Here is a 23,363-nt window from a genome sequence, read left to right on the forward strand (position 1 = left end):
TTAGATGAGGTGGCAAATATGAAAATTAATAAAAAGGTCATTGCAAATTTAACAAAATGTTATTCAGTAGCTCCCTTAAAATATAAGGGTACAAACTGTTTTTTAGTAGCAGCTGAAAAAGTTGATCGTTGTATACTTTTTGATTTAGAAGGAAATGAAATTGAAACAGTATGGAATGAACCTGGTGGCGTTATGAGTATGGTTCAGGTGCCAGGAACTAATGGACAGTTTTTGGCAACGCATAAGTTTTATTCACCGAATGATTCAAAAGAAGCGAAAATTGTAATAGTAACACCTGGCACGGACGGGCGATGGAATGTTAAAACTTTAGTAAAACTTCCTCATGTCCACAGATTCGACTTAATCAAGCGAAACGGTAATATATATCTAATAGCATGTACTTTAAAATCAGGTCATGAATATAAAGATGACTGGTCAAGCCCTGGAAAGGTATATGCAGCTAAGCTTCCTAATGATTTAAGCAAATTTAATGAGGAGTTTCAGCTTGAGCTAAAGGTAATAAAGGATGGTATGCTAAAGAATCACGGATATTATAAAGTGATGGAAGCGGGAGTAGAGACTGCTGTAATTTCCTGTGAAATTGGAGTTTTTCAGTTTGTACCTCCAGAGGTAGAAGGGGTGGAATGGGAAATTAAGCAACTAATAAATACTCCTTCAAGTGATGCGGTTCTAGTGGATATTGACAGTGATGGGGAAATGGAATTGGCTGTACTTGCACCTTTTCATGGAGAAACTGTACGAATATATAAGAAGATAGAAGGAACTTACACGGAAATGTATGCACATCATGAGCCGGTAGAATTTACCCATGCCCTTTATGGAGGAAATTTATGTGGAAAGCCTTCTATTGTAGTTGGACATAGACAAGGTGGAAAATCCCTATTTGCACTTACGTATAATATTGAAAAAGGAAAGATACAATGCGAAAACATTGATACAGGGTGTGGACCAGCTAATGTATATCATTATGTAAAAGATCATAAAGATATTATTATAGCTACAAACCGTGAAGTTGATGAAGTGGCTATGTACACAATTGAACCTTAGAGAGGAGGAAATCAAATTTATTATCATATAGACTTGTTTTATGATAAAATTAGTTATTAGAATTATTTATCTTTTGATTGGAGAGTTTAATATGTGTATTAATGAAAATTTTAGACTAACAATATTAGAAACTAGTGATGTTCATGGAACAGTCTTACCTATAAATTATTCGGACAACTCCTATGCAAACTGTGGTCTTGCAGCTTTGTCCACTATAATTGCAGGGGAAAGAGAAATAAACCAGGCTACCTTACTTATAGATAATGGAGATATGGTTCAAGGTACAGCTCTTACATATTTTCATGCTAAAATTAATAATAGTAGGCCAAATCCAATGATTGAGGTCATGAACATTATGGGATATGATGCTGCGGTAATTGGCAATCATGAATTTAATTATGGAAGGGCTTATTTGGATAATGCTATAAAAACTTCGAATTTTCCATGGTTATGCGCTAATATTACAAATAAAATTACAGGGGAAAGTTTTATTAATAAACCTTACATTGTTAAAACTTTTGATAATGGTTTAAAGGTAGGTATTTTAGGGCTAACAACTAAGTATATTCCTAACTGGGAAAGTGAAGATACAATTAAGGACTTAGATTTTAAAGATGTAGTAAAGAGTGCAAGTTATTGGCTCCATATAATGAAAGATAAAGAAGCTACGGACATAAATATAGTATCCTATCATGGCGGGTTTGAAAGAGATTTAGAAACGGGCGAACCTTCTGAAAAACTCACAGGAGAAAATCAAGGTTATGAGTTATGTACTAAAGTGAGTAATATGGATGTGCTTCTAACTGGCCATCAACATAGAGTTATAGAAAATTTATTGGTAAATGGTGTTTTAGTTGTGCAACCAGGTTACAATGGTAATTGTATTGGCAAAGTAACTATGGACTTAGTCAAAATATCTGGAAAATGGTCGGTGCGAAGCAAAGTGTCTAAAGTTATTGATGCAAATGCTTTAGATGTTGACAAGAGAATTTTGAATGCTACATGCCCAATAGAAACAGAAACGCAAGCTTGGCTTGATATTCCAATTGGACATGTAGAAGGAGACATGCTTATAAAAGATCCACTAAAGGCAAGGCTTAAAGATAATGCTTTTGTTGAGTTTATAAATAATGTTCAGATGGATGCAGCAAAGGTTGATATATCAAACACAGCTATCTTTGATAATAAATGTAAGGGTTTTAATTATAAGGTTACGATGAGAGATATAATATCAAATTACAAATATCCGAATACATTAAAGGTAATTAGGATAAAAGGTTCTGACATAAAAGCGGCTCTCGAGAGAACTGCAGAATATTTTGGTTTAGTTGATGGCGAGGTAGGGTTAGCAAAGAATGGTAATTATCTTAAACTTCAACATTATAATTATGATATGTGGGAAGGCATAGATTATGTTATAGATATAACAAAACCTATAAACTTTAGAATTACGAAAATTAATTATAAAAACTCTCCTATTAATATGGAAGGGGAATATGATGTAGTAATGAATAATTACAGAGCAGGTGGCGGTGGTAATTATTTATTGTTTAGGGGTAAACCAATCCTTAAAGATATACCAACAGATATGGCTGAACTAATTGCAAATTATATACTAAGGAGAAAAACAATTAAAGCAACCGTTAATGATAATTGGAAAGTTATATACTAGATAAAATTATGTAATTGATATTACTTTGAAGTGATTAAAAAAACACAGGTGAAATGCCTGTGTTTTTTTTGCCTAAAGAATAGATTATTTTAATTTTCCAGCGCGAATGTCATCTGTCATTCCTTTATAAGGTGCTATGGATATTGTTTTTTGATTATTAACACCAGAGTTCTCTAAAAATGTTATATCAGCGAATTCTGGGACAACATATTTGGGATAAGTATCATATTTTTCACGTGATTCCTTCATTAAATCAATATAATCATTTTGATAGCAAACCGTAATTTCTGGGTGTTCATGAACCCATTTTGGGAAAAAGATAACGCCATGCATCCTTTTCTCAGTTGGCATAAAGTTTAAAGAAACGTCTGTTCCAGTTGGTTCTGTCCACGAAACTTTATAAACACTTTCTATTAGTTTTACAATATCAACTTCTTGGTCACGAACCCAACGACCTGCAACCATACCACTATGAATACGATAATCAATTGTATGATCATTTTTAATATAAATTTCGTATTCCCAACCATTTTCATAAGTATAAATCATATGACTTCCTACAAATTTTTTCATTTTAGATTCCTTCTTTCAATTAATTTTTTATTCCAATTCACTATAAAGAGATAAATATATACATTACACAATCAGCATTTTTATAAATTAATCTTAAATTTATAAAACAATAGATATAAATTTAAGGTAATAAAATGTCGTCATAAACATGTAAGCATTGACATGTTTATATTATAGCGCTTTATTGTATAATAAGTCAAATATATTTAGAAACTTAAAAAAAGAAAGAATATTTTTATTAAATGTAGAAATAAACGAATAGTATAGAAGATTAAACATATTATTAATAGAGCAAAAAGGAGAACTATAATAATGAGTGAGATTGAGTATAAGAAGGTTGTTTCTAAAGATTGTCCAACAATATTGGGCCAAAAGCATTTATTAAATATAAACGATGAATATCTATTAGCAAACGGTGGGGTTCTGATAGATAATGGAGGAAATTTGATTTGGAATACTAAGTGGGAACATTATTTTTCAAGAGCTATATATATAAAAGAAAAACAAGTGATTTTGACAAATAGAACTCTTGATTTTGGTATAGAGGGGGAGTATAACTGTGGAATAGCTTGCATTGACATGAAGACAGGAAATTATATATGGAAACATTTCTATGACAAATATGAATCTAAGCTTAATTTAAGAAAAAAAGAACCGGATATTAACATGATTAGAAGTATAAAAAAGGTATGCGATGATGAAAATTGCGTATATGCTGATGATTTTAAAGTTGATTTGGATGATGGGTCTTATTCATATATAGGAGAAAGAAGAATAAAAAAAAACAAAACACCAAATGAAATCTATCCTGAATTTGTAAAATCATTTAAAGAAAAGATTCATAATAATGCTGAATATAAATTAAAGTTTAATATCAAAGATAATATTATTAAGATCAATAATCAAAAATTATTTAAAGAAGGATACTTTTTTAATAAATGTGACTTTATTATGGAAACAGATCAAAGCATACACTTTTTTGGTACACCAGCAAAGAGAAATCACCAAAATTCAATATTATTTAAATACTCAAAAAAACTAAAAAAAGTGGTGGAAGAAATTGATCTACCATTTAGGAATGCACCTTTTGAAGCCTATGACTTCTTTGGAAAGGGTATGCTGATTTTTGTAAGAGACGATATATATTTATTAAAAGACTTTTTTTTAGAATAGAGTATAGATTATTATATATAGAAGAAAAGTTATGCCAAGTTAATAAGGGCATAACTTTTCTTCTATTGTTATTTTACCACTGTTTAAATCTGTTAGCATTATGTAAAGATTTAGAAAATATAAAAGCAAAATACTGCATTTGGGGGGGACCCAATGCAGTATCTTTTATACATATAACAATAAAGTTGGTATATTTAAATTATTGACTATTCTACAAATTTTATTCATTTTATTTGTATGATTTTTATATAACTTCAGGAGTAGTATCCGGTAGTTTTATTATTTATACAAAAATTAAAGGATATTTGCAGATATTTGTTGAATAATGACAGTGGAATATTTTCATTTTAGGTAGAGCATTTTAAACGCCATATAAATATGTATTAGCAGTTATGTAATTGCTCGAATATAATTATATATATGATTATTTTATTTTAGAACAAAAGTAAAAAATATATTACAAGGGGATTAAAATGAGAAATATTAAAAAATATCTGACTTCTATTTTGGGGGTAATACTTATTTTCAGCTTGACTGGTTGCTCAAATATATCTGAAAATGTTACAAAAACAACTTTATCAAGTAAAGTATCGTCAAAGCAAAATACAACTGAGAAACAGCTTCAACCTACTAAAAATATAAGCTTAGTTAATAGTAAGGCGATTAACGATAAAAAGGCTGTTAATGGTAATTTAAGGGTTTCATATATAGATGTAGGACAAGCTGATAGCATCTTGATAGAGCAAGGAACAAGCTCAATGCTAATAGATGCAGGTAATAATGAAGACTCAAGTACTGTTAAAAATTATATAACAAAGCAAGGTATTACGAAACTTGATTATATTGTAGGGACTCATCCACATGAGGACCACATTGGAGGACTTGACTATGTAATAAATAGTTTTCAAATAGGTAAAATTTATATGCCAAAGGTTACATCAAATACTAAGACTTTTTTAGATGTGGTAAGTGCCATTAAAGCTAAGGGAATGAAAGTAACTGCACCTACAGTTGGGGAAACTTTTAAAGTAGGGGGTGCAACAGCTACAATTTTAGCACCCAACAGTACTGGTTATGAAGATTTAAATAATTTTTCAATTGTAATAAGATTAACCTTTGGCAATAATAGCTTTATTTTTGACGGGGATGCGGAGGGAGCATCTGAGAATGAAATGTTATCTAAAGGCTTTGATATAAGTGCTGATGTGCTTAAGGTTGGACATCATGGTTCGAGCTCATCAACTACGCAATCATTCTTAGATAAAGTAAATCCTAAGTATGCGATTATTTCAGTAGGTAAAGACAATAGTTATGGCCACCCTCACAAATCAACAATGGATAAATTGAAGGCGAAAGGTGTTAAGGTCTATAGGACTGATGAAAGTGGAACAATAGTTGCAACATCGGATGGTAAAAATATAACCTTTAATACTAAACCAGGTAGTTATTCTTTTCTAGGATCAGGTTCAAGTTCTTATAGTAAAAGTTCTTCAAGTAGCGTAACCTTGACAGTTAAAACAGTTGCGACAAAATTGCCTAAATCATCAAATAATAGTAAAGTTGTATATTATACTCCATCAGGGAAATCATATCATTATGATAAAAATTGTAGAACACTCGCAAGAAGTAAGACTATATTAAGTGGAACGTTAGGTGAAGCACTAAGTTCTTCACATAATGATCCTTGTAATATATGTGCAGGAGGTAATTAAGTGAATGTAATAATTGATAGATTTGAAGGGAATTATGCTGTGTGTGAAAAAGAAGATAGGACTATGATAGATATTAAAAAATCTAAAATTCCTAGTATAGCTAAAGAGGGGGATGTACTAAGTATTGATAATGATGTGATTATTATTGATATAGAGAAAACTAAAAAGAGGCTTAACGAAATTGAAAAATTAACAAAAGGATTGTGGGAATAGATATTATTAATTTGAACATATAAAAGCTGGTGAATTAATTCACCAGCTTTTATATGTTTAAGGTGTATATAGCACTTCTACTTTTACCACTGTGACCACGCATTTTTTAGATTCAAATTCTAAATTTGACTATAAGATACTCAATAATTTAATAAATAAACAAAAAAATAGCCAATTAGTATTGACAAGTGTTGGTTAAGTTATGTATAATATAATCAATAAGTAACAATAAAATAACAACATAGGAGGTTGAAAAATGAGCAACTTGATTTTAAAACCAATACATATAAATAATGTGGGGAAATTTGCAGGGGCAATGATAACGAATACATATAAATAATGATTGTTTGGCAAAATCGAATTTAAAGGGAATTGTTATAATTATATGAATCATTATGAAAGGGGTGGAATAAATGTCATTAGTAGGTATGAAAGATTTATTGAGTAGAGCAGAAAAAGGAAAATATGCAGTTGGATCTTTTAGTATAGCAAATATGGAGATGATAATGGGGGCTATAAAAGCTGGTGAAGAATTAAAATCACCAATGATACTTCAAATAGCGGAAGTAAGATTAAATCATACACCATTATGTTTAATAGGACCGATGATGATTGCAGCAGCAAAAAATGCAAAAGTTCCAGTATCTGTACACTTAGACCATGGAATTACAATAGAAAGAATAAAGGAAGCTCTTGAGATTGGATTTACTTCAGTTATGATAGATGGTTCAAAACATACACTTAAAGAAAATATGAAGTTAACAAAGGAAGTTATTTCTGAGGCAAAAAAATACAATGCAGACGTAGAAGCTGAAATAGGGCGTGTTGGCGGTAGTGAAGATGGCTCAGAAAATTTATCAGCGTTATGTACTGGGGTAAATGAAGCAAAGGAGTTTTATGCGCAAACGAGTGTTGATGCATTAGCAGTAGCAATAGGGAATGCTCATGGAGTATACTTAGAAAAACCAGAATTAAATTTTGATATATTAGATAAAATAAATAAAAGTGTAGAGGTTCCATTAGTACTCCACGGGGGGACAGGAATAAGTGAGGATGACTTTAGGAAATGTATAAGTCTTGGAATTAGAAAAATAAACATAGCAACTGCAACATTTGCATCAGTTGAAGAAAATGTTAGAAGATTATATGAACAGTCCCAAAAGGTTGATTACTTTGAATTGCATCAGGCAGAAATAGAAGGGGCATATCTTAATGTAAAGAGACATATGTTGATATTTGGAAGTCAAAATAAAGCTTAGGAGGCAAAATGATGGGTTACATTAAATTTGATAATAGTAGGAAATTCGATATTGTTCCAATAGGTAGAGCTGCAATTGATTTTAATCCTATTGATATAAATATGCCACTTTCAGAAAGTACAACTTTTAAAAAATATTTAGGTGGGTCACCAGCGAACACTGCTGTCGGACTTGCAAGATTAGGTAAAAAGGTAGGGTTTATTGGCAAAGTTTCAGATGATAGATTTGGTGAATTTATTATTAACTATTTTAAAAAAGAAGGAATAGATACGTCACAGGTCGCCATTGCTAAAAATGGAGAGTCTTTAGGGCTTACCTTCACGGAAATACTAAGTCCAACAGAAAGTAGTATATTAATGTATAGAACCGGTGTTGCAGATTTAGCTCTCGAAGCCTGCGAAATAAGCGAAGAATACATTAAAAATTCTAAGGCTATTATAATATCTGGGACTGCTCTAGCGCAGAGCCCTTCAAGAGAAGCTACTTTGAAAGCATTAGAGTATGCAAAGAAAAATAATACAGTAGTTATATTCGATATTGATTATAGAGAATATAATTGGCTTAATAAGGACGAAATTGCAATTTACTATGCTATTGTTGCGAAGGCTAGTGACGTTATAATAGGTTCAAGCGAAGAATTTGAATTAACTCAAGGAATAATTGGACAAGACAATAGTGATCAGGAAATTGCTAATAGATGGTTCGGTTATGGGAATAAAATTGTTGTTATAAAACATGGTAAAGATGGATCAACGGCTTATACATCAGATAAAAAAAGCTATAATATAAAGCCTTTCCCGGTTAAACTTCTAAAATCTTTTGGTGGTGGAGATGCATATGGTTCTGCATTTGTTTATGGATTACTTGAAGGCTGGGATATTATTGATTGCTTAGAGTTTGGTAGTGCTTCAGCTGCAATGCTTGTCGCAAGTCACAGTTGCTCAGATGCAATGCCAAAAGCTAAAGAGATTAAAGAATTTATAAGAAAGAGTAAAGAAGAACATGGAGAAATGGTTGCACGAGTTTAAAAAAGAATTATAAGGAGGTATTAACATGGTTAATAGTTTAGGCGGCATAAAGTATGGCGGAAACTACTTGTGTGAAATTGATGGTAAGAACAAAGACATGTTAATGGATATAGTAGTTGTGAAACTCAGAAAGGGAGAAAGGAAAGAATATTATGAAAATGATAAGGAAATGGCATTACTTCTCCTAACAGGAAATATAAAAATAAGTTGGAAAGAAAACGAAAAAATAATGAAGAGAGATTCTGTATTTGATGAGGATCCATGGTGTCTTCACGTATCAAAAAATACAAAAGTTGAATTAACTGCAGAGGATGAAAGTGAAATACTTATTCAATCTACAGATAATAAAGAAGAATTTGAACCTAAATTTTATGCACCTGAAGATTGCCAAAGTGATATCTTTGGAGAAGGTACATGGAATGGTACTGCAAGGCGGGTAGTTAGAACTGTATTTGATTATAGGAATGCACCTTATTCTAATATGGTCATGGGTGAAGTTATAACCTATCCTGGTAAATGGTCAAGCTACCCACCACATCATCATCCACAACCAGAGGTATATTTCTATAAATTTAATAAACCTCAAGGTCTGGGTTTGTGTTTGATTGGTGATAATGCATATAAAATAACTGATGAAAGTTTTGCTACAATACCAGGAGGTCTTGTTCATCCACAAACATCTGCACCAGGTTATGCAATGTATTATTGCTGGATGATTAGACATTTAGAAAACAATCCATGGACAGACAGGATAGATGTACCAGAGCATCAATGGCTTTGGGAAAAAGATGTAAAGATATGGCCTGATAAATAGTATTAATGACAAATTAAGATATTAGGAGGTTTGAAATGGGTACAATTAGACTAACTACAGCACAAGCATTAATTAAATTTTTAAATAACCAGTTTGTGAGTTTTGATGGTAAAGAAGAAAGATTTGTTGAAGGAATTTTTACAATATTTGGGCATGGTAATGTACTAGGTCTTGGGCAAGCATTAGAGCAAGATCCAGGTGATTTAATAGTTCGTCAAGGAAGAAATGAACAGGGTATGGCTCAAGCCGCTGTAGCTTTTGCAAAGCAAAAAAGAAGAAAACAAATATACGCATGCACATCATCTGTAGGACCTGGTGCTGCTAATATGATAACTGCTGCAGCAACAGCTACGGCAAATAATATACCTGTACTATTATTGCCCGGTGATACATTTGCTACAAGGCAGCCGGATCCTGTACTTCAGCAAGTTGAACAAGAACACAATGCTTCAATTAGTACAAATGATGCTTTTAAACCTGTAACTAAATATTGGGATAGAGTGAGCAGACCGGAACAATTAATGTCAGCTGTGATAAATGCAATGAGAGTATTAACAGATGAGGGAGATACTGGCGCAGTATGTATTGCACTGCCACAGGATGTTCAAGCAGAAGCGTATGATTATCCAGAATATTTTTTCAATAAGAAAGTTCATAGAATTGAAAGAAGAAAAGGTACAGATGCAGAACTAGAAGATGCTATAAGCTTAATAATTAGAAAGAAAAAACCATTAATTATTTGCGGTGGTGGAGCCAAATATTCAGAGGCAGGTGAAGAACTAAAGAAATTTGCGCAGGAATTTAACATACCTATTGCCGAAACACAGGCAGGAAAAAGTACAGTAGAATCAACTCATTATCTAAATTTAGGTGGAGTCGGAGTTACAGGAAATCTTGCTGCAAATCTTATAGCTAAAGATGCTGACTTAATAATAGGACTTGGAACAAGATTTACAGATTTTACAACGGGTTCTAAAGGATTATTTAAAAATGATGAAGTTGAGTTCTTAACAATAAACACATCTAGATATAATGCAAATAAAATGGGTGCTACTAAAGTTGTTGGAGATGTATTGGTTAATCTAGAAGAACTTATATATAAGCTTATTGAAAAAGGATATAAGAGTAAATATAACAAAGAAATTTCTGATGCGAAAAACAAATGGGAAAAAGAAATTGATAGATTATATAGTATAAAATATGGTAAAGATGATTTCAAACCAGAAATAGTAAGGCAAAATGAAGCAAGTTTAAAAGAATTTTATGAACTTTGCGGAGAAGCTCTTCCACAAACTACAGCTATAGGTGAAATTAATAAGTTTCTTGAAAAAGATTATGTTGTAGTTGGTGCTTCAGGGAGTTTACCAGGAGACCTACAAAGGTTATGGGTTTCAAGAGATAAATATAGCTACCATATGGAATATGGTTTTTCATGCATGGGATATGAAATATCAGGGGCTTTAGGAGTGAAGCTTGCAGAACCTAATAAAGAGGTATATGCAATGGTTGGTGATGGAAGCTACTTAATGCTTCATTCGGAACTTGTGACCTCTATTCAAGAAAACAAGAAGATAAATGTATTGTTATTTGATAATAGCGGATTTGGTTGTATTAACAATCTAGAAATGGGAAATGGAATGGGTAGTTTTGGAACCGAATTTAGATATAGAAATGAAGAAAGTGGTAAGCTTGATGGTGGCTTAATTTCAATAGATTTTGCAAAATGTGCACAGGGGTATGGAGTGAAAAGCTATACAGTCAAAACAATAGAAGAGCTTAAAGCCGCACTAGTAGATGCAAAAAAACAAACTAGGTCTACTTTAATAGATATAAAAACTCTTCCAAAAACAATGACAGATGGTTATGATTCTTGGTGGCATGTAGGTGTTGCTGAGGTTTCTAATAAAGAATCAATAAAAAATGCTTATATTGATAAAAAAAATAATCTTATAAATGCAAGGAAATACTAAAACTAGGGGAGATGCTATTATGTTAAAAGTTGGAATTATTGGTGCAGGAAGAATTGGAAAGGTACATGGAGAAAGTATATCAAAATATGTGAAAAATGCTGAAATAAAGTCAATTGCAGATGCATACCTAAATGAAGATACAAGAGAATGGGCAAAAAGTAAAGGAATACATGAAATATATACTGACTATAAAAAAATACTAGAAGATCCAGAAATAGATGCAGTATTAATTTGCTCTTCAACAGATACACATTCTCCAATATCAATAGAAGCAATAAAAGCAGGTAAACATGTTTTTTGTGAAAAGCCAATTGATCATGATTTATCAAGAATAAAAGAAGTTATTAATGAATTAGGCAAATCCAAGGTTAAATATCAAGTAGGTTTTAATAGAAGATTTGACCATAATTTTATGTCAGTTAAGAATGCGGTTGTTGCCGGAAAAATTGGAGAACCTCGTATTTTGAAAATAACTTCAAGAGATCCTGAAGCACCTTCAATTGATTATGTAAAAGTTTCTGGTGGCATGTTTTTAGATATGACAATTCATGATTTTGATATGGTAAGATATCTTTTAGATAGTGAAGTGGAAGAGGTATATGCAGCTGGTGGGGTATTAATTGATAAGGCTATAGGTGAGGCTGGAGATATTGATACAGCGATTATAACATTAAAGATGAAAAACGGAACCTTAGCAGTAATTGATAACTCAAGGCAGTCAGCTTATGGATATGATCAAAGGGCAGAAGTATTTGGATCATTAGGTCAAGTTGCAGTAGCAAATGACAGCACTTCAACAGCCGTAATCTCAAATGGAGCTGGTGTTACAGGAGAAAAACCTCTATTTTTCTTCCTAGAAAGATATATGCAGGCTTATGCACTAGAAGTGACAGAATTTATTGACGCGATTGTAAATAATACGCCTACGCCTGTAAATGCAGAAGATGGGCTACAAGCTGTATTAATTGGTGTAGCCGCTACAAAATCATTACATGAGAATAGACCAGTTAAGATATCTGAAATTAAATTTTAATTTAAAGGGGTGTTAATTATGTTAGATAGTAAAAAAGTTAAATTAGGTATTGCTCCAATTGCATGGACAAATGATGATATGCCAGACTTAGGAAAAGAAAACACTTTTGATCAGTGCTTAAGTGAGGCTGCATTAGCAGGATTTAAAGGAACTGAAGTAGGAAACAAATATCCAAAGGATGTTAACGTATTAAAAAAGGCTTTAGAACTTAGAGGGCTTGAAATTGCAAGTGCTTGGTTTAGTTCATTTTTAACTACAAAGCCCTATGAAGAAACTGAAACTGAATTTGTTAAGCATAGAGATTTTCTACATGATTTGGGAGCTAAGGTAATCGTTGTAGCTGAGCAAGGACATAGTGTACAAGGCCAATTAGAAACCCCCGTATTTGATGGGAAATACTATTTTAATGAGGAAGAATGGAAACTGCTTGGAAATGGATTAAACAAGCTAGGAAAGTTAGCTAATGACAAGGGAATGAAACTTGTTTATCATCATCATATGGGAACAGGAGTACAAACGACAGAAGAAATAGACAAACTTATGAGTATTACTGATGAAAATTTAGTTTACTTATTGTTTGATTCAGGTCATTTAGTATATTCAGGTGAAGATCATATAGCAATTCTTAAAAAGTATATAAATAGAATTAAGCATGTTCATTTAAAAGATGTTAGACCGGAGATAGCAAAAAAGGTTAAAGCAGAAAAGCTTAGTTTCCTAAATGGAGTTAGATTAGGAGCTTTTACGGTACCAGGTGATGGAAGCATAGATTTTGAGCCAATATTCAAGATCTTGTCAGATAATAATTACGAGGGTTGGTTACTAGTGGAAGCAGAGCAAGATCCAGCAAAGGCAAATCCATTTGAATACGCAGTTAAAGCTAGAAAATATATTAAGGAGAAATGTGGGATATAATCTTATTATAAAAATATTTCTAATTTAGATAATTAGGAAAAGTTTAATTATGATGTTATTTTATTAGTAAAGTTATCTAAAAGAGATAACTTTACTTTTTTAGCAATTATATAATTAGATGTACTATTGACGTATGTTGGTTAAGTTGTGTATAATTATAATTAAAAATCACAATAACTTACCAATAAATATTAGATAACGCTGGGCACGTTTCTATTAAACTATGTAATTAAATTCGGTAATATTTAATACAAAAAACATGAAGAGAGGATATCTTATAATGAAAACTAATAGGATCAAAGAAATCGAGGAATATATACTAAGCAATGAGTCAGTTAGTTTAGACTCATTATGTGATGTATTTAAAATTTCCAAAAACACAATCAGGCGAGATATAAATGAAATCGAAAAAAAGGGTAGCATAAAAAAAGTATATGGTGGAGTAACGGCTGTTGTTAAAGATTTAATACCTTTCGAAGAACGAAACATTAAAAACAACTACAAAAAAATAGCAATAGCTAAGGCTGCATGTGAATTTGTAAAGGATGGAGATGTTATATTCATTGATTCTGGTACAACAACACTTAATATGATAGACTTCCTAAAAAATAGAAATGATATAACTATATTGACTAATAACCTGAATGTTATAGTTAGTGCGCTCCCTTATCCAAATTTAAATGTTATTTGTACAGGAGGTAGTCTAATAAGAAAAACAAATTCTTTTGAGGTCATTAATACCCTATCTATATTTAAAGACTATAATATAAGCAAAACTTTTATGGCAGCCACAGGCATTTCTATAGCTAATGGAGCTACCAATTCTTCACCATTAGAATATAAACTTAAAAAAGTTATAGTAGAAAAGAGTACTGAGTTATACTTACTAGTAGACTCTACTAAATTTGATGTTTCAGCACTTATGACATATTGTGAATTAAGCGAGATAAATCATCTTGTAACAGATAAAAAACCGCCTGAAGAATATATAGAATTCTTTGAAAAAAATAAGATTGATGTTATTATATCGGAATAATGGTTAAAGAAGAGCAATTAGATATTATAAATTGTTCTTTTTTCTTTTTGATGTTTTTTTATAAAGTACATTATGGTTAGATTTAAGACCATAGTCAGCGCAAAACGCAGCAGGCATCTTTTACACCATGTCTTCAATAGTGATAGATATAGAGCTCTTAAATGAACTACATAACCTATTTGGAAAAGGTTTTACTTTGTATTAATCACAACTATTATATCTATTAATTACATTAATGTTCTTTTGCCTATAATAAAACCTCCTTAATGTAGTTTAATAGAAAAAACAACAAATACTCAATACATAATCAATACATGATATATATATATAATTGTTATTGACTTTTTGCCCTTAATATAAGTATAATATAATCATAACATAACAAATAGATAACAAAAACAAAACTAAGCTAAACAATACTTTTAGGGGGTAATGTAATGAATAGTTATTTTATAAAAACAATGGAAACACTTACGATTAGTAATAATAGTTAATACAGCACATGTAAACGATTTGTGTAAACGATTTATGAATATTATCAAAAATAAACATAGTGAGACTTTGTAATAAAAATAATTATTAATAAAGTTTCACGGCTAAAAATTAGGAGAACCGATGTTTTAGGGATTTTACAAGCTACTAATAATATAATAGGAGGAATTATTATGGAATTCGAACAAGATCCTAAGAAAAAAAAATATTTTAGAAGAATAGCTACTGTATCAACTTTTGGTGGACTTTTATTTGGTTATGATACGGGGGTAATTAATGGGTCACTGTCTTACATGACAAGAAAAGATCAATTAAATTTAAGCACTATGACGGAAGGACTTGTTACAAGTGGATTATTATTTGGTGCCGCTATAGGTGCAGTAATAGGAGGTCGTTTATCTGATAAATACGGTAGAAAAGCAATAATTAAGCTTCTTGCTATAGTTTTTGTCTTTGCAACACTAGGCTGCTCAATTTCACCTACTGCTTCAATTTTAATTGCTTGCAGATTTATATTAGGGCTAGCTGTAGGAGGGGCATCAGTTATTGTACCAACATTTTTAGCAGAAATATCTCCTACAGAAGTAAGGGGTAGTATTGTTACTCGAAATGAAGTTATGATTGTAATTGGACAATTATTAGCGTATATATTGAATGCAATTTTAGGAAATGTTTTCAATACTCCTAGTATTTGGAGATATATGATAGTTATTGCTACTATACCAGCACTTATTTTATGGGTTGGAATGTTTACAGTTCCTGAAACCCCAAGATGGTTAGCTGCTAACGGAAAAATATCCGAAGCATTGGAAGTTTTAAGGAAAATTCGTACTCAACACCAAGCGGATGATGAAATTAAACAAATATCAGATATTATTGAAGCTGATAAACATTTAGAGCGTGCGACCTTTAAAGATTTAAATATTCCATGGATTCGTCACCTTGTATTAATTGGAATCGGAATAGCCATCACACAGCAAATTCCAGGAATTAACATAATGATGTATTATGGAACATCAATTTTGGAGAAAGCTGGATTTGGAACTCAAGTAGCATTAATAGCTAATATAGGAAATGGATTAATGTCTGTTACTGCAGCACTTGTTTATATGAAGTTTTTTTCAAATAGGTTTGGTCGTAGATTCCTATTATTAGTGGGACTTACTGGAACAACTTTAACAATGCTTGCGATGACTATTCTTACGAATACTTTAGCAGGTTCACCTATTCTTCCATATGTTGTACTTACACTAACTATAGTTTTCTTGGCTTTCTTCCAAGGATGTCTTGGACCAATAGCCTGGCTGTTATTAGCTGAAATTTTTCCACTAAGAATAAGAGGACTAGGAATGGGTATTTCAGTATTTTTCCTATGGATTACTAATTTTTTCATTGGTCTTCTTTTCCCTACAATGTTAAGTAATTTTGGTTTATCTGGTTCATTTGCAGTATTTGTAGTGCTAGGTGTTATTGGATGGACATTTGTATATAAGTGTGTACCAGAAACACTTGGTAAATCCCTAGAAGAACTAGAAATACATTTTAAAAGTTACAAATCAAAAAAACAAAAATTAGAAATAAACGCAAATAGATAAATAACTTGTTTGAATTGACATGTGTTGCATAAGTTATGTATAATAGAATCAACAGATAATAATAAAATAACAATAAAAGAATCAAGTAGTGAGCAAATTGTTTCCAAAATAGAAATATTTAAATTCTTGATAACGGGTTTAATTAGTAAATAATATGTAGCAATTGATTAATAATTAATTGCTAATTTACAGAAAGGTGATGAGAATAATGTTTAAATTTATCAAAAAAGATAAAGAGGAAAAGTGTATAATCTTAAAATCCCCTATTGTGGGAAGGTGTTTTGATATGTCAGAAATGCCTGATGAAATGTTTTCAAAAAAATTATTAGGAGATGGAGTAGGATTTGAATCAACTGATGGAATATTATATGCACCAGTTGATGGTGAAATCCTTCAAGTGTTCCCTACAAAACATGCCTTGATTTTAAGGACTAAAGAGGGGATAGAAATATTACTTCATATAGGAATTGATACATTACAGATGAAAGGTGAGGGTTTCGAAGCTTTTACTGAAAAGGGAAAACATGTTAAAGTAGGAGATAAATTATTAACTTTTGATAATGAATTAATAAAAGCAAAAGTTAAATCTAATTTGAGCGTACTAATTGTTACAAATAATAATTTAATAGAATCTATTGATATTAAATTAGGTAGTGTAGATAAAGATAATGAAATACTAAAAATAAGATTAAAGAAATAGGGAACTTGCCAACGTGAGTTTCTATCACATTATTTAAGACGCTCGGACATATATGTAAAAGTAGTATGGAAACATTTTATAAAATTTTTAAGCCCTACGTAAAGATATATCTTTACGTAGGGTTATTTGTTTTAACATTAAGATATTCTATAACACAGTTGCATAAGCAAAAACACCAATAAAACCTTAATGCAACTAAAACATACTCAAATTTTAAAAAAATGATTTAATATACAATTACTATTGACAAGTGTTGGTTAAGTTATGTATAATGTAACCAAGATATGAGAATAAAACAATGATATAGGAGGTTCGATGATGAGTAACTTATTTTTAACACCAAGATATATAATTACTGGAAAGGAAGCGCTTAGCCAAGCTAGTGAAAATGTTAAGCAGCTAGGAAAGAAGGCTTTGATTGTAACAGACAATATGATGGTTAAACTTGGAAGTCTTAAAAAAGTAACAGATATGTTAGATAGTATCCATACTGAATATGCGGTTTATAGTGAGGTTAATAGTGAGCCCACAGATACCATGGTAAATGGAGGAATATTAGCTTATAAACAAGAAAAATGTGATTTCTTAATTGGATTAGGTGGCGGAAGTCCTATAGATACAATGAAAGCTGTAGGAGCCATGATAACGAATACAGGAGATATCAATGAATATTTAGGAAAAATAATTCCTAATGAAACACCTCCTTTAGTTGCATTGCCTACAACTGCAGGAACAGGTTCAGAAGCAACTCAGTTTACCATAATATCTGACACAAAGAGAGATATAAAAATGTTGTTAAAAGGACCTAATCTAATACCGACTTTAGCAATAATAGATCCGATTTTTACAACGACAGCTCCACCTAATGTAACAGCAGCTACAGGACTGGATGCATTAACCCATGCAATAGAAGCATATACATCGAAGAAATCACAGCCTATGTCAGATACATTTGCACTTTCGGCAGTTAAAAGGATAAATAAATATTTACTAAAAGCTTATCAAAATGGAAATGATGTTGAAGCTAGAACAGAAATGTCAATAGCCGCACTGGAGGCTGGGATTGCTTTTAATAACGCTTCAGTTACAATAGTTCACGGTATGAGCAGACCAATAGGGGCACTTTATCATGTACCACATGGATTATCTAATGCAATGCTTCTTGAAGATTGTTTGAATTTTGCGCTACATGGAACGCCAGAAAGATTTTGTGACTTAGCTAAAGCTATAGGCATCTATAAAAAAGGTGATAGCGATATAGAAGCTGGAGGAGCATTTATAAAAGAAGTTGGGGAGTTATGTAAAAACTTGGATATTCAAACTCCTGAGGAGTTTGGTGTTGATAGGGAAAAATTCTTTGATAATTTAGATAAAATGGCAATTGATGCAATAGATAGTGGTAGTCCAGGAAACACAAGAAGAGAGCCTAACAAGGAAGATATAATAAACATTTATAAGTCATTATGGAAGATGTGAAATAGATTCAATTATTAGGAGCTTTTAGCTTAAATGAACATTAAAACTTAGGAGGTTGTAAACATGGATTTTAATTTAACAAAGGAACAAGAACTAGTTGTGAATAAAACAAGAGAGTTTTCAGAAAAGGAGCTTAAACCTATAACAATTGATAATGATGAAACTAGGGAATTTCCTATAGATGCATACAAGAAGTTGGGCTCAATGGGGATGCTCGGTTTACCATATTCAAAAGAATATGGCGGCTCAGGCGGAGATTATTTATCATATGTTTTAGCTGTAGAAGAAGTTTCGAAGATACATGCTTCACTAGGCATTTCATATTCTGTCAGTGTATCTCTTTGTGCAGGAGGAATATTTAGCAGTGCCTCAGAGGAACTAAAGAAAAAATATCTTCCAGACATATTATCAGGAAAAAAACTTGGTTCGTTTGGATTAACTGAGCCAAATGCTGGTTCAGACGCATCAGGTGCTCAAACTACAGCATTGAAAGATGGAGATCGTTATATATTAAATGGTTCTAAATGTTTCATTACTAATGGACCTTTATCAGATACATTTTTAGTATTTGCTTTTACAGATAAAAGTTTAGGGAACAAAGGATTATCAGCATTTATTGTTGAAAAAGATTTCCCGGGATTTTCAATAGGCAAAATTGAAAATACATGTGGAATAAGATCAGCTCAGGTTTCAGAACTTATTTTTAAGGACTGTATAGTTCCAGTTGAAAACTTAGTAGGACTAGAGGGGAAAGGTTTTGGAATAGCAATGAAAACTCTTGATGGTGGAAGAATAGGAGTTGCAGCGCAAGGACTTGGAATTGCAGAAGGAGCATTTGAGATAGCAAAAGAGCATTTGAAAGAAAGAAAACAATTTGGAAAGCCATTATATAAAAATCAGTATTTATCATTTAAAATGGCTGAATTAGATCTGGAAATTGAACAAGCTAAGTATATATTATATAAAGCAGCTCTTGATAAACAAGACGGAAAAAATTATTCGATATCAGCAGCTAAGGCAAAACTTGCGTGTACAGATCTTGCTATGCATGTAACTACAGAGGCAGTTCAAATGCTTGGTGGAAATGGATATATGAAAGAATATAATGTTGAACGAATGATGAGAGATGCGAAAATTACTCAGATATATGAAGGAACAAATGAAATACAAAAAATGATTATTAGTGGTAGCATTTTTAGATAATTTAAATAACATAATTATTTATTGCAGTTTGTTTTAAGCGAAGCAAACTGCAATAAGATAACGTTTAAATATAAATGTATTTAACATTAATTTCTAAATAAAACAAGGATAGTGTTAACACTATCCTAAAAAAATAGGGGGAATAGAAATGAATAATATTATTTTTGAAGAGGGAAAAGGTATTGCAAAGATTATTATTAATAGACCTAAGGCCCTTAATGCTTTAAACAGTGAGACTATAAAAGAGTTAGGAACAGTTATAAATGAAATATCAGAAAGAGAAGACATAAAAGTCGTAATAATTACTGGCGCAGGTGAAAAGTCTTTTGTAGCAGGTGCTGATATAACTGAAATGAAAGATTTAACTGCAATACAAGCTAAAGAACTCTCACGTAAAGCACAAAAGGTGTTTTCAGAAATTGAAAATATGCCTCAGGTAGTTATTGCTGCAGTTAATGGGTATGCTCTTGGCGGTGGATGTGAACTTTCTATGTGTTGTGATATAAGACTTGTTTCATCTAAAGCAAAGTTTGGTCAACCAGAGGTTGGCTTAGGAATAATTCCAGGATTTGCTGGAACTCAAAGGCTCCCTAGATTGATTGGAAAAGGAAGAGCTAAGGAACTTATATTTACCACAGATATGATAGATGCTGATGAAGCATATCGTATAGGTCTTGCAAACAAGGTGTATAACCCGGAAGAATTATTACAAAAGGCATATGAAATGGCTGAAAAGATAATGAGCAAAGCTATGTATGCAGTAGGTTTAGCAAAAGCTTCAATTAACAATGGTCTTAATATGGATACTGAATCATCTTATAGCTATGAAAATAGTTTATGGACAATATGTTTTGCAACTGAAGATCAAAAGGAAGGTATGCAAGCATTTATTGAAAAAAGAAAAGCAATTCTAAAAGGATGCTAATCTATATTAATAAATTTATAATATTGTAAAAGGGGATGCAATTATATGAAAATATTAAAGGCTAGAGAAGCTGCTGAATTAGTAAAGGATGGCGATTGTATTGTAACTGACGGGTTTGTTGGTAGTTGTTGTCCTGAGACTCTTACTATAGCTTTAGAAAAGCGTTTTTTAGAAACAGGTAAGCCTATAAATTTAAATCTTATGTATGCTGCGGCTCAAGGCGATCAAAAAGGAAAGGGTGCGGATCATTTTGCACATGAAGGAATGACTAAAAGAGTTGTGGGTGGTCATTATAACATGTCACCAGCTCTTGGTAAATTAGCTGTAGAAAATAAAATAGAAGCATATAATCTTCCACAGGGAACTCTTGCTCAGCTGATGCGAGATATTGCTGGGAAAAGGGCTGGTACAATAACTCATGTAGGATTAAACACATTTGTTGATCCTAGAATTGAAGGTGGAAAATTAAATGACATTACAACAGAGGACATTGTAAAGGTAATTGAAATTGAAGGTGAAGAAAAGTTATTATATAAATCATTTCCAATTAATATCTGTTTTCTAAGAGGCACCTATGCTGATGGAAATGGGAATATAACTCTAGAAAGAGAAGTAGCTACTCTTGAATCAACATCTATTGCTCAAGCAACAAAGAATAGTGGTGGAATAGTTGTAGTTCAAGTTGAAAAAGTAGTAGCTAATGGCAGCCTTGATCCACGACTTGTAAAAATTCCTGGAATATATGTAAATTATGTTGTTGTCGCTTCTCCTGAGGAACATGAGCAATGCTTTGGAGTTGAATATAACCCAGCTTGCACAGGAGAAATAAAAGCATCAATGGATTCAATAGAAAATACACATTTAGATGCCAGAAAAATAATAGCAAGAAGAGCTGCGTTTGAGCTTGAATCGAATAGTGTTGTAAATCTAGGAATTGGAATACCTGAGGTAATATCATCAGTTGCGAGTGAAGAGGGTATTTGCGATTACATGACACTTACAGTAGAAGCAGGAGCCGTTGGTGGAGTACCCCTAGGTGGTTCAGCTTTTGGTGCATCAGTAAATCCAGAGGCAATTCTAGACCAAGCCTACCAATTTGATTTTTATGATGGCGGTGGGGTCGACTTAGCATTTTTAGGACTCGCTCAAGTTGATAAAGAAGGAAATTTAAATGTAAGTAAGTTTGGTACACGTATTGCAGGATGTGGTGGATTTATCAACATAACCCAAAATGCAAAAAAAGTTATGTTTTGTGGAACATTTACAACTCAAGGACTTAAAGAGGAAGTAAAGGATGGAAAGCTTGTTATAAAACAAGAAGGTAAGATGGCTAAATTTATTGAGAAAGTTCAGCAAATTACTTTTAGTGGTGAATATGCACGAAAAGTAAATCAGCCAGTAATGTATATTACAGAGCGAGCTGTGTTTGAACTTAAAAAGGATGGGCTTTACCTTACTGAAATAGCATCAGGTATTAATTTGCAAAAAGATGTTTTAGATTTAATGGATTTTAAACCTAAAATGGATGGAACTCCTAAACTTATGGATGAACGTATTTTCTATGATAGACCAATGGGCTTAAAATCAAAAGTACATGTTTAAAATAAAGATAAACTAAAACACGAATAAGCTCTATGCAGTAACTTGCATAGAGCTTATTTAAATTGGTAAAAATATTCTAAAACTCTATTAAAAAAGAGGCTCAACAGCTTTTATATTTAAGGTGTATATTGCCCTTCTACTTTTACAACTATATCATTTTGAGTATAGATATAACATAACATATGTCCATTCCTACTATTAGCGACACGTTTGAAAGTAGAGTAGGTAGTAGGTTGGTTATTAATATCATTGTTAAGTGGATTTATCAAAAATCCAAGAACGTTTAGTGAGGCAGTATTAGCTATAACATAACTTTTTATAGTTTTGTTATTATTAAAAATATAGTAATCATCATATACGTAATATTTTCCATCTTCATATAGGGCAGTTCCATCCTTTTTAGCTGCTTCAATAGCATCATTTCCTATTAGAAACTTTACATCGTCAAAGCTCAAATATCTCTTGCCATTTTTGTCATATACATTAGAGATATAACCAATTTGTTTTGATTTTATTATTGGTTTAGGATTAACAATAACCTGCGTTTTCGTTTCTTCTATTGATATTTTTTTAGAAAAAGAAAATGTTCCTTTTTGATAGACTAATTCTTTTAAATTAGCAGAGCTCTGCTTAATGTCTTGATGAAACTTGTCAACTAGTACCCTGTTTTTAAAATAACCTGCGGTTAATACTAAAATAACAACGCAAGTTACTATAGCTAGTATTGTTGAAACTTTTACTTTGGGTCCATTTAAATTAGAACTCATAAAATATTCACTCCTTTTATAATCAAATAACTAACATCATTATTATTGTATTCGTAAATATACTATTTTTATAACAAAAGTAACTGTTATATTAAACAGAATTAACGGCATTTTAATCTGTTTTTAATGTTGTCGAT

20 protein-coding genes are annotated in these 23,363 nt (G+C 31.7%); 18 read left to right on the forward strand and 2 right to left on the reverse strand.

The features are described from left to right. Positions 1-18 precede the first annotated feature (18 nt). Complete coding sequence (locus KPL44_RS11335; RefSeq protein ID WP_216250036.1) at positions 19-1,068, forward strand: hypothetical protein; 1,050 nt, start codon at positions 19-21, stop codon at positions 1,066-1,068. Between the two features lie 40 nt (positions 1,069-1,108). Further along, positions 1,109-2,740 carry a bifunctional metallophosphatase/5'-nucleotidase gene (locus tag KPL44_RS11340; RefSeq protein ID WP_253201729.1) on the forward strand — a complete coding sequence of 544 codons (1,632 nt, stop codon included), beginning with the start codon at positions 1,109-1,111 and terminating at the stop codon, positions 2,738-2,740. Positions 2,741-2,824: 84 nt separating this feature from the next. Here the strand turns inward: KPL44_RS11340 and KPL44_RS11345 are convergent, their stop codons facing one another. Beyond that, positions 2,825-3,313, reverse strand: coding sequence for a phenolic acid decarboxylase (locus tag KPL44_RS11345; protein ID WP_216250038.1), 489 nt, complete (start codon positions 3,311-3,313; stop codon positions 2,825-2,827). 312 nt (positions 3,314-3,625) lie between these two features. Between KPL44_RS11345 and KPL44_RS11350 the strand changes: the two genes are divergently transcribed. The 16 genes from KPL44_RS11350 (at position 3,626) to KPL44_RS11425 (ending at position 22,459) form a co-directional block, all read left to right on the forward strand. Next, complete coding sequence (locus tag KPL44_RS11350; protein ID WP_216250039.1) at positions 3,626-4,486, forward strand: hypothetical protein; 861 nt, start codon at positions 3,626-3,628, stop codon at positions 4,484-4,486. Positions 4,487-4,959: 473 nt separating this feature from the next. Beyond that, positions 4,960-6,198, forward strand: a complete 1,239-nt coding sequence (locus KPL44_RS11355; protein WP_216250041.1) for a ComEC/Rec2 family competence protein — start codon at positions 4,960-4,962, stop codon at positions 6,196-6,198. Beyond that, positions 6,199-6,411, forward strand: a complete 213-nt coding sequence (locus tag KPL44_RS11360; protein WP_216106098.1) for a DUF3006 domain-containing protein — start codon at positions 6,199-6,201, stop codon at positions 6,409-6,411. A 413-nt stretch (positions 6,412-6,824) separates the two neighbouring features. Then, entirely contained in the window at positions 6,825-7,670 is an 846-nt protein-coding gene (locus tag KPL44_RS11365; protein ID WP_216250044.1) for a class II fructose-bisphosphate aldolase, read from the forward strand. Between the two features lie 11 nt (positions 7,671-7,681). Then, a complete protein-coding gene (gene iolC / locus KPL44_RS11370; protein WP_216250047.1) occupies positions 7,682-8,698 on the forward strand; it encodes a 5-dehydro-2-deoxygluconokinase in 1,017 nt (338 codons plus the stop codon). Between the two features lie 25 nt (positions 8,699-8,723). After that, complete coding sequence (locus tag KPL44_RS11375) at positions 8,724-9,512, forward strand: 5-deoxy-glucuronate isomerase (RefSeq protein WP_216250049.1); 789 nt, start codon at positions 8,724-8,726, stop codon at positions 9,510-9,512. Between the two features lie 35 nt (positions 9,513-9,547). Further along, the gene (iolD, locus tag KPL44_RS11380; RefSeq protein WP_216250052.1) at positions 9,548-11,482 is read left to right on the forward strand and encodes a 3D-(3,5/4)-trihydroxycyclohexane-1,2-dione acylhydrolase (decyclizing); all 1,935 of its coding nucleotides are present in this window, start codon (positions 9,548-9,550) and stop codon (positions 11,480-11,482) included. Positions 11,483-11,501: 19 nt separating this feature from the next. Further along, positions 11,502-12,515: an inositol 2-dehydrogenase gene (gene iolG / locus KPL44_RS11385; protein ID WP_216250055.1), complete on the forward strand. Its 1,014-nt coding sequence runs from the start codon at positions 11,502-11,504 to the stop codon at positions 12,513-12,515. Positions 12,516-12,533: 18 nt separating this feature from the next. Further along, positions 12,534-13,430 (forward strand): myo-inosose-2 dehydratase, encoded by an 897-nt coding sequence (gene iolE / locus KPL44_RS11390; protein WP_216250058.1) that lies wholly within the window; start codon positions 12,534-12,536, stop codon positions 13,428-13,430. Positions 13,431-13,710: 280 nt separating this feature from the next. Then, entirely contained in the window at positions 13,711-14,466 is a 756-nt protein-coding gene (locus tag KPL44_RS11395; protein ID WP_216250060.1) for a DeoR/GlpR family DNA-binding transcription regulator, read from the forward strand. A 665-nt stretch (positions 14,467-15,131) separates the two neighbouring features. Then, the gene (locus KPL44_RS11400; RefSeq protein ID WP_216250061.1) at positions 15,132-16,553 is read left to right on the forward strand and encodes a sugar porter family MFS transporter; all 1,422 of its coding nucleotides are present in this window, start codon (positions 15,132-15,134) and stop codon (positions 16,551-16,553) included. Positions 16,554-16,761: 208 nt separating this feature from the next. After that, positions 16,762-17,253, forward strand: coding sequence for a PTS sugar transporter subunit IIA (locus KPL44_RS11405; RefSeq protein WP_216250063.1), 492 nt, complete (start codon positions 16,762-16,764; stop codon positions 17,251-17,253). 318 nt (positions 17,254-17,571) lie between these two features. Further along, on the forward strand, positions 17,572-18,729 hold the full coding sequence (locus KPL44_RS11410) for an iron-containing alcohol dehydrogenase (RefSeq protein WP_216250065.1): 1,158 nt from the start codon (positions 17,572-17,574) through the stop codon (positions 18,727-18,729). A 63-nt stretch (positions 18,730-18,792) separates the two neighbouring features. Beyond that, positions 18,793-19,932, forward strand: coding sequence for an acyl-CoA dehydrogenase family protein (locus KPL44_RS11415; RefSeq protein ID WP_216250067.1), 1,140 nt, complete (start codon positions 18,793-18,795; stop codon positions 19,930-19,932). A 148-nt stretch (positions 19,933-20,080) separates the two neighbouring features. Further along, positions 20,081-20,857, forward strand: a complete 777-nt coding sequence (locus KPL44_RS11420; RefSeq protein WP_216250069.1) for an enoyl-CoA hydratase-related protein — start codon at positions 20,081-20,083, stop codon at positions 20,855-20,857. Positions 20,858-20,902: 45 nt separating this feature from the next. Continuing rightward, on the forward strand, positions 20,903-22,459 hold the full coding sequence (locus KPL44_RS11425; protein ID WP_216250071.1) for an acyl CoA:acetate/3-ketoacid CoA transferase: 1,557 nt from the start codon (positions 20,903-20,905) through the stop codon (positions 22,457-22,459). A gap of 116 nt (positions 22,460-22,575) precedes the next feature. Here the strand turns inward: KPL44_RS11425 and KPL44_RS11430 are convergent, their stop codons facing one another. Then, complete coding sequence (locus KPL44_RS11430) at positions 22,576-23,226, reverse strand: hypothetical protein (RefSeq protein WP_216250073.1); 651 nt, start codon at positions 23,224-23,226, stop codon at positions 22,576-22,578. Between the last annotated feature and the right edge of the window lie 137 nt (positions 23,227-23,363).

Source organism: Clostridium sp. DSM 17811 (assembly GCF_018861905.1).
Lineage (GTDB): Bacteria > Bacillota > Clostridia > Clostridiales > Clostridiaceae > Clostridium_AD > Clostridium_AD frigoriphilum.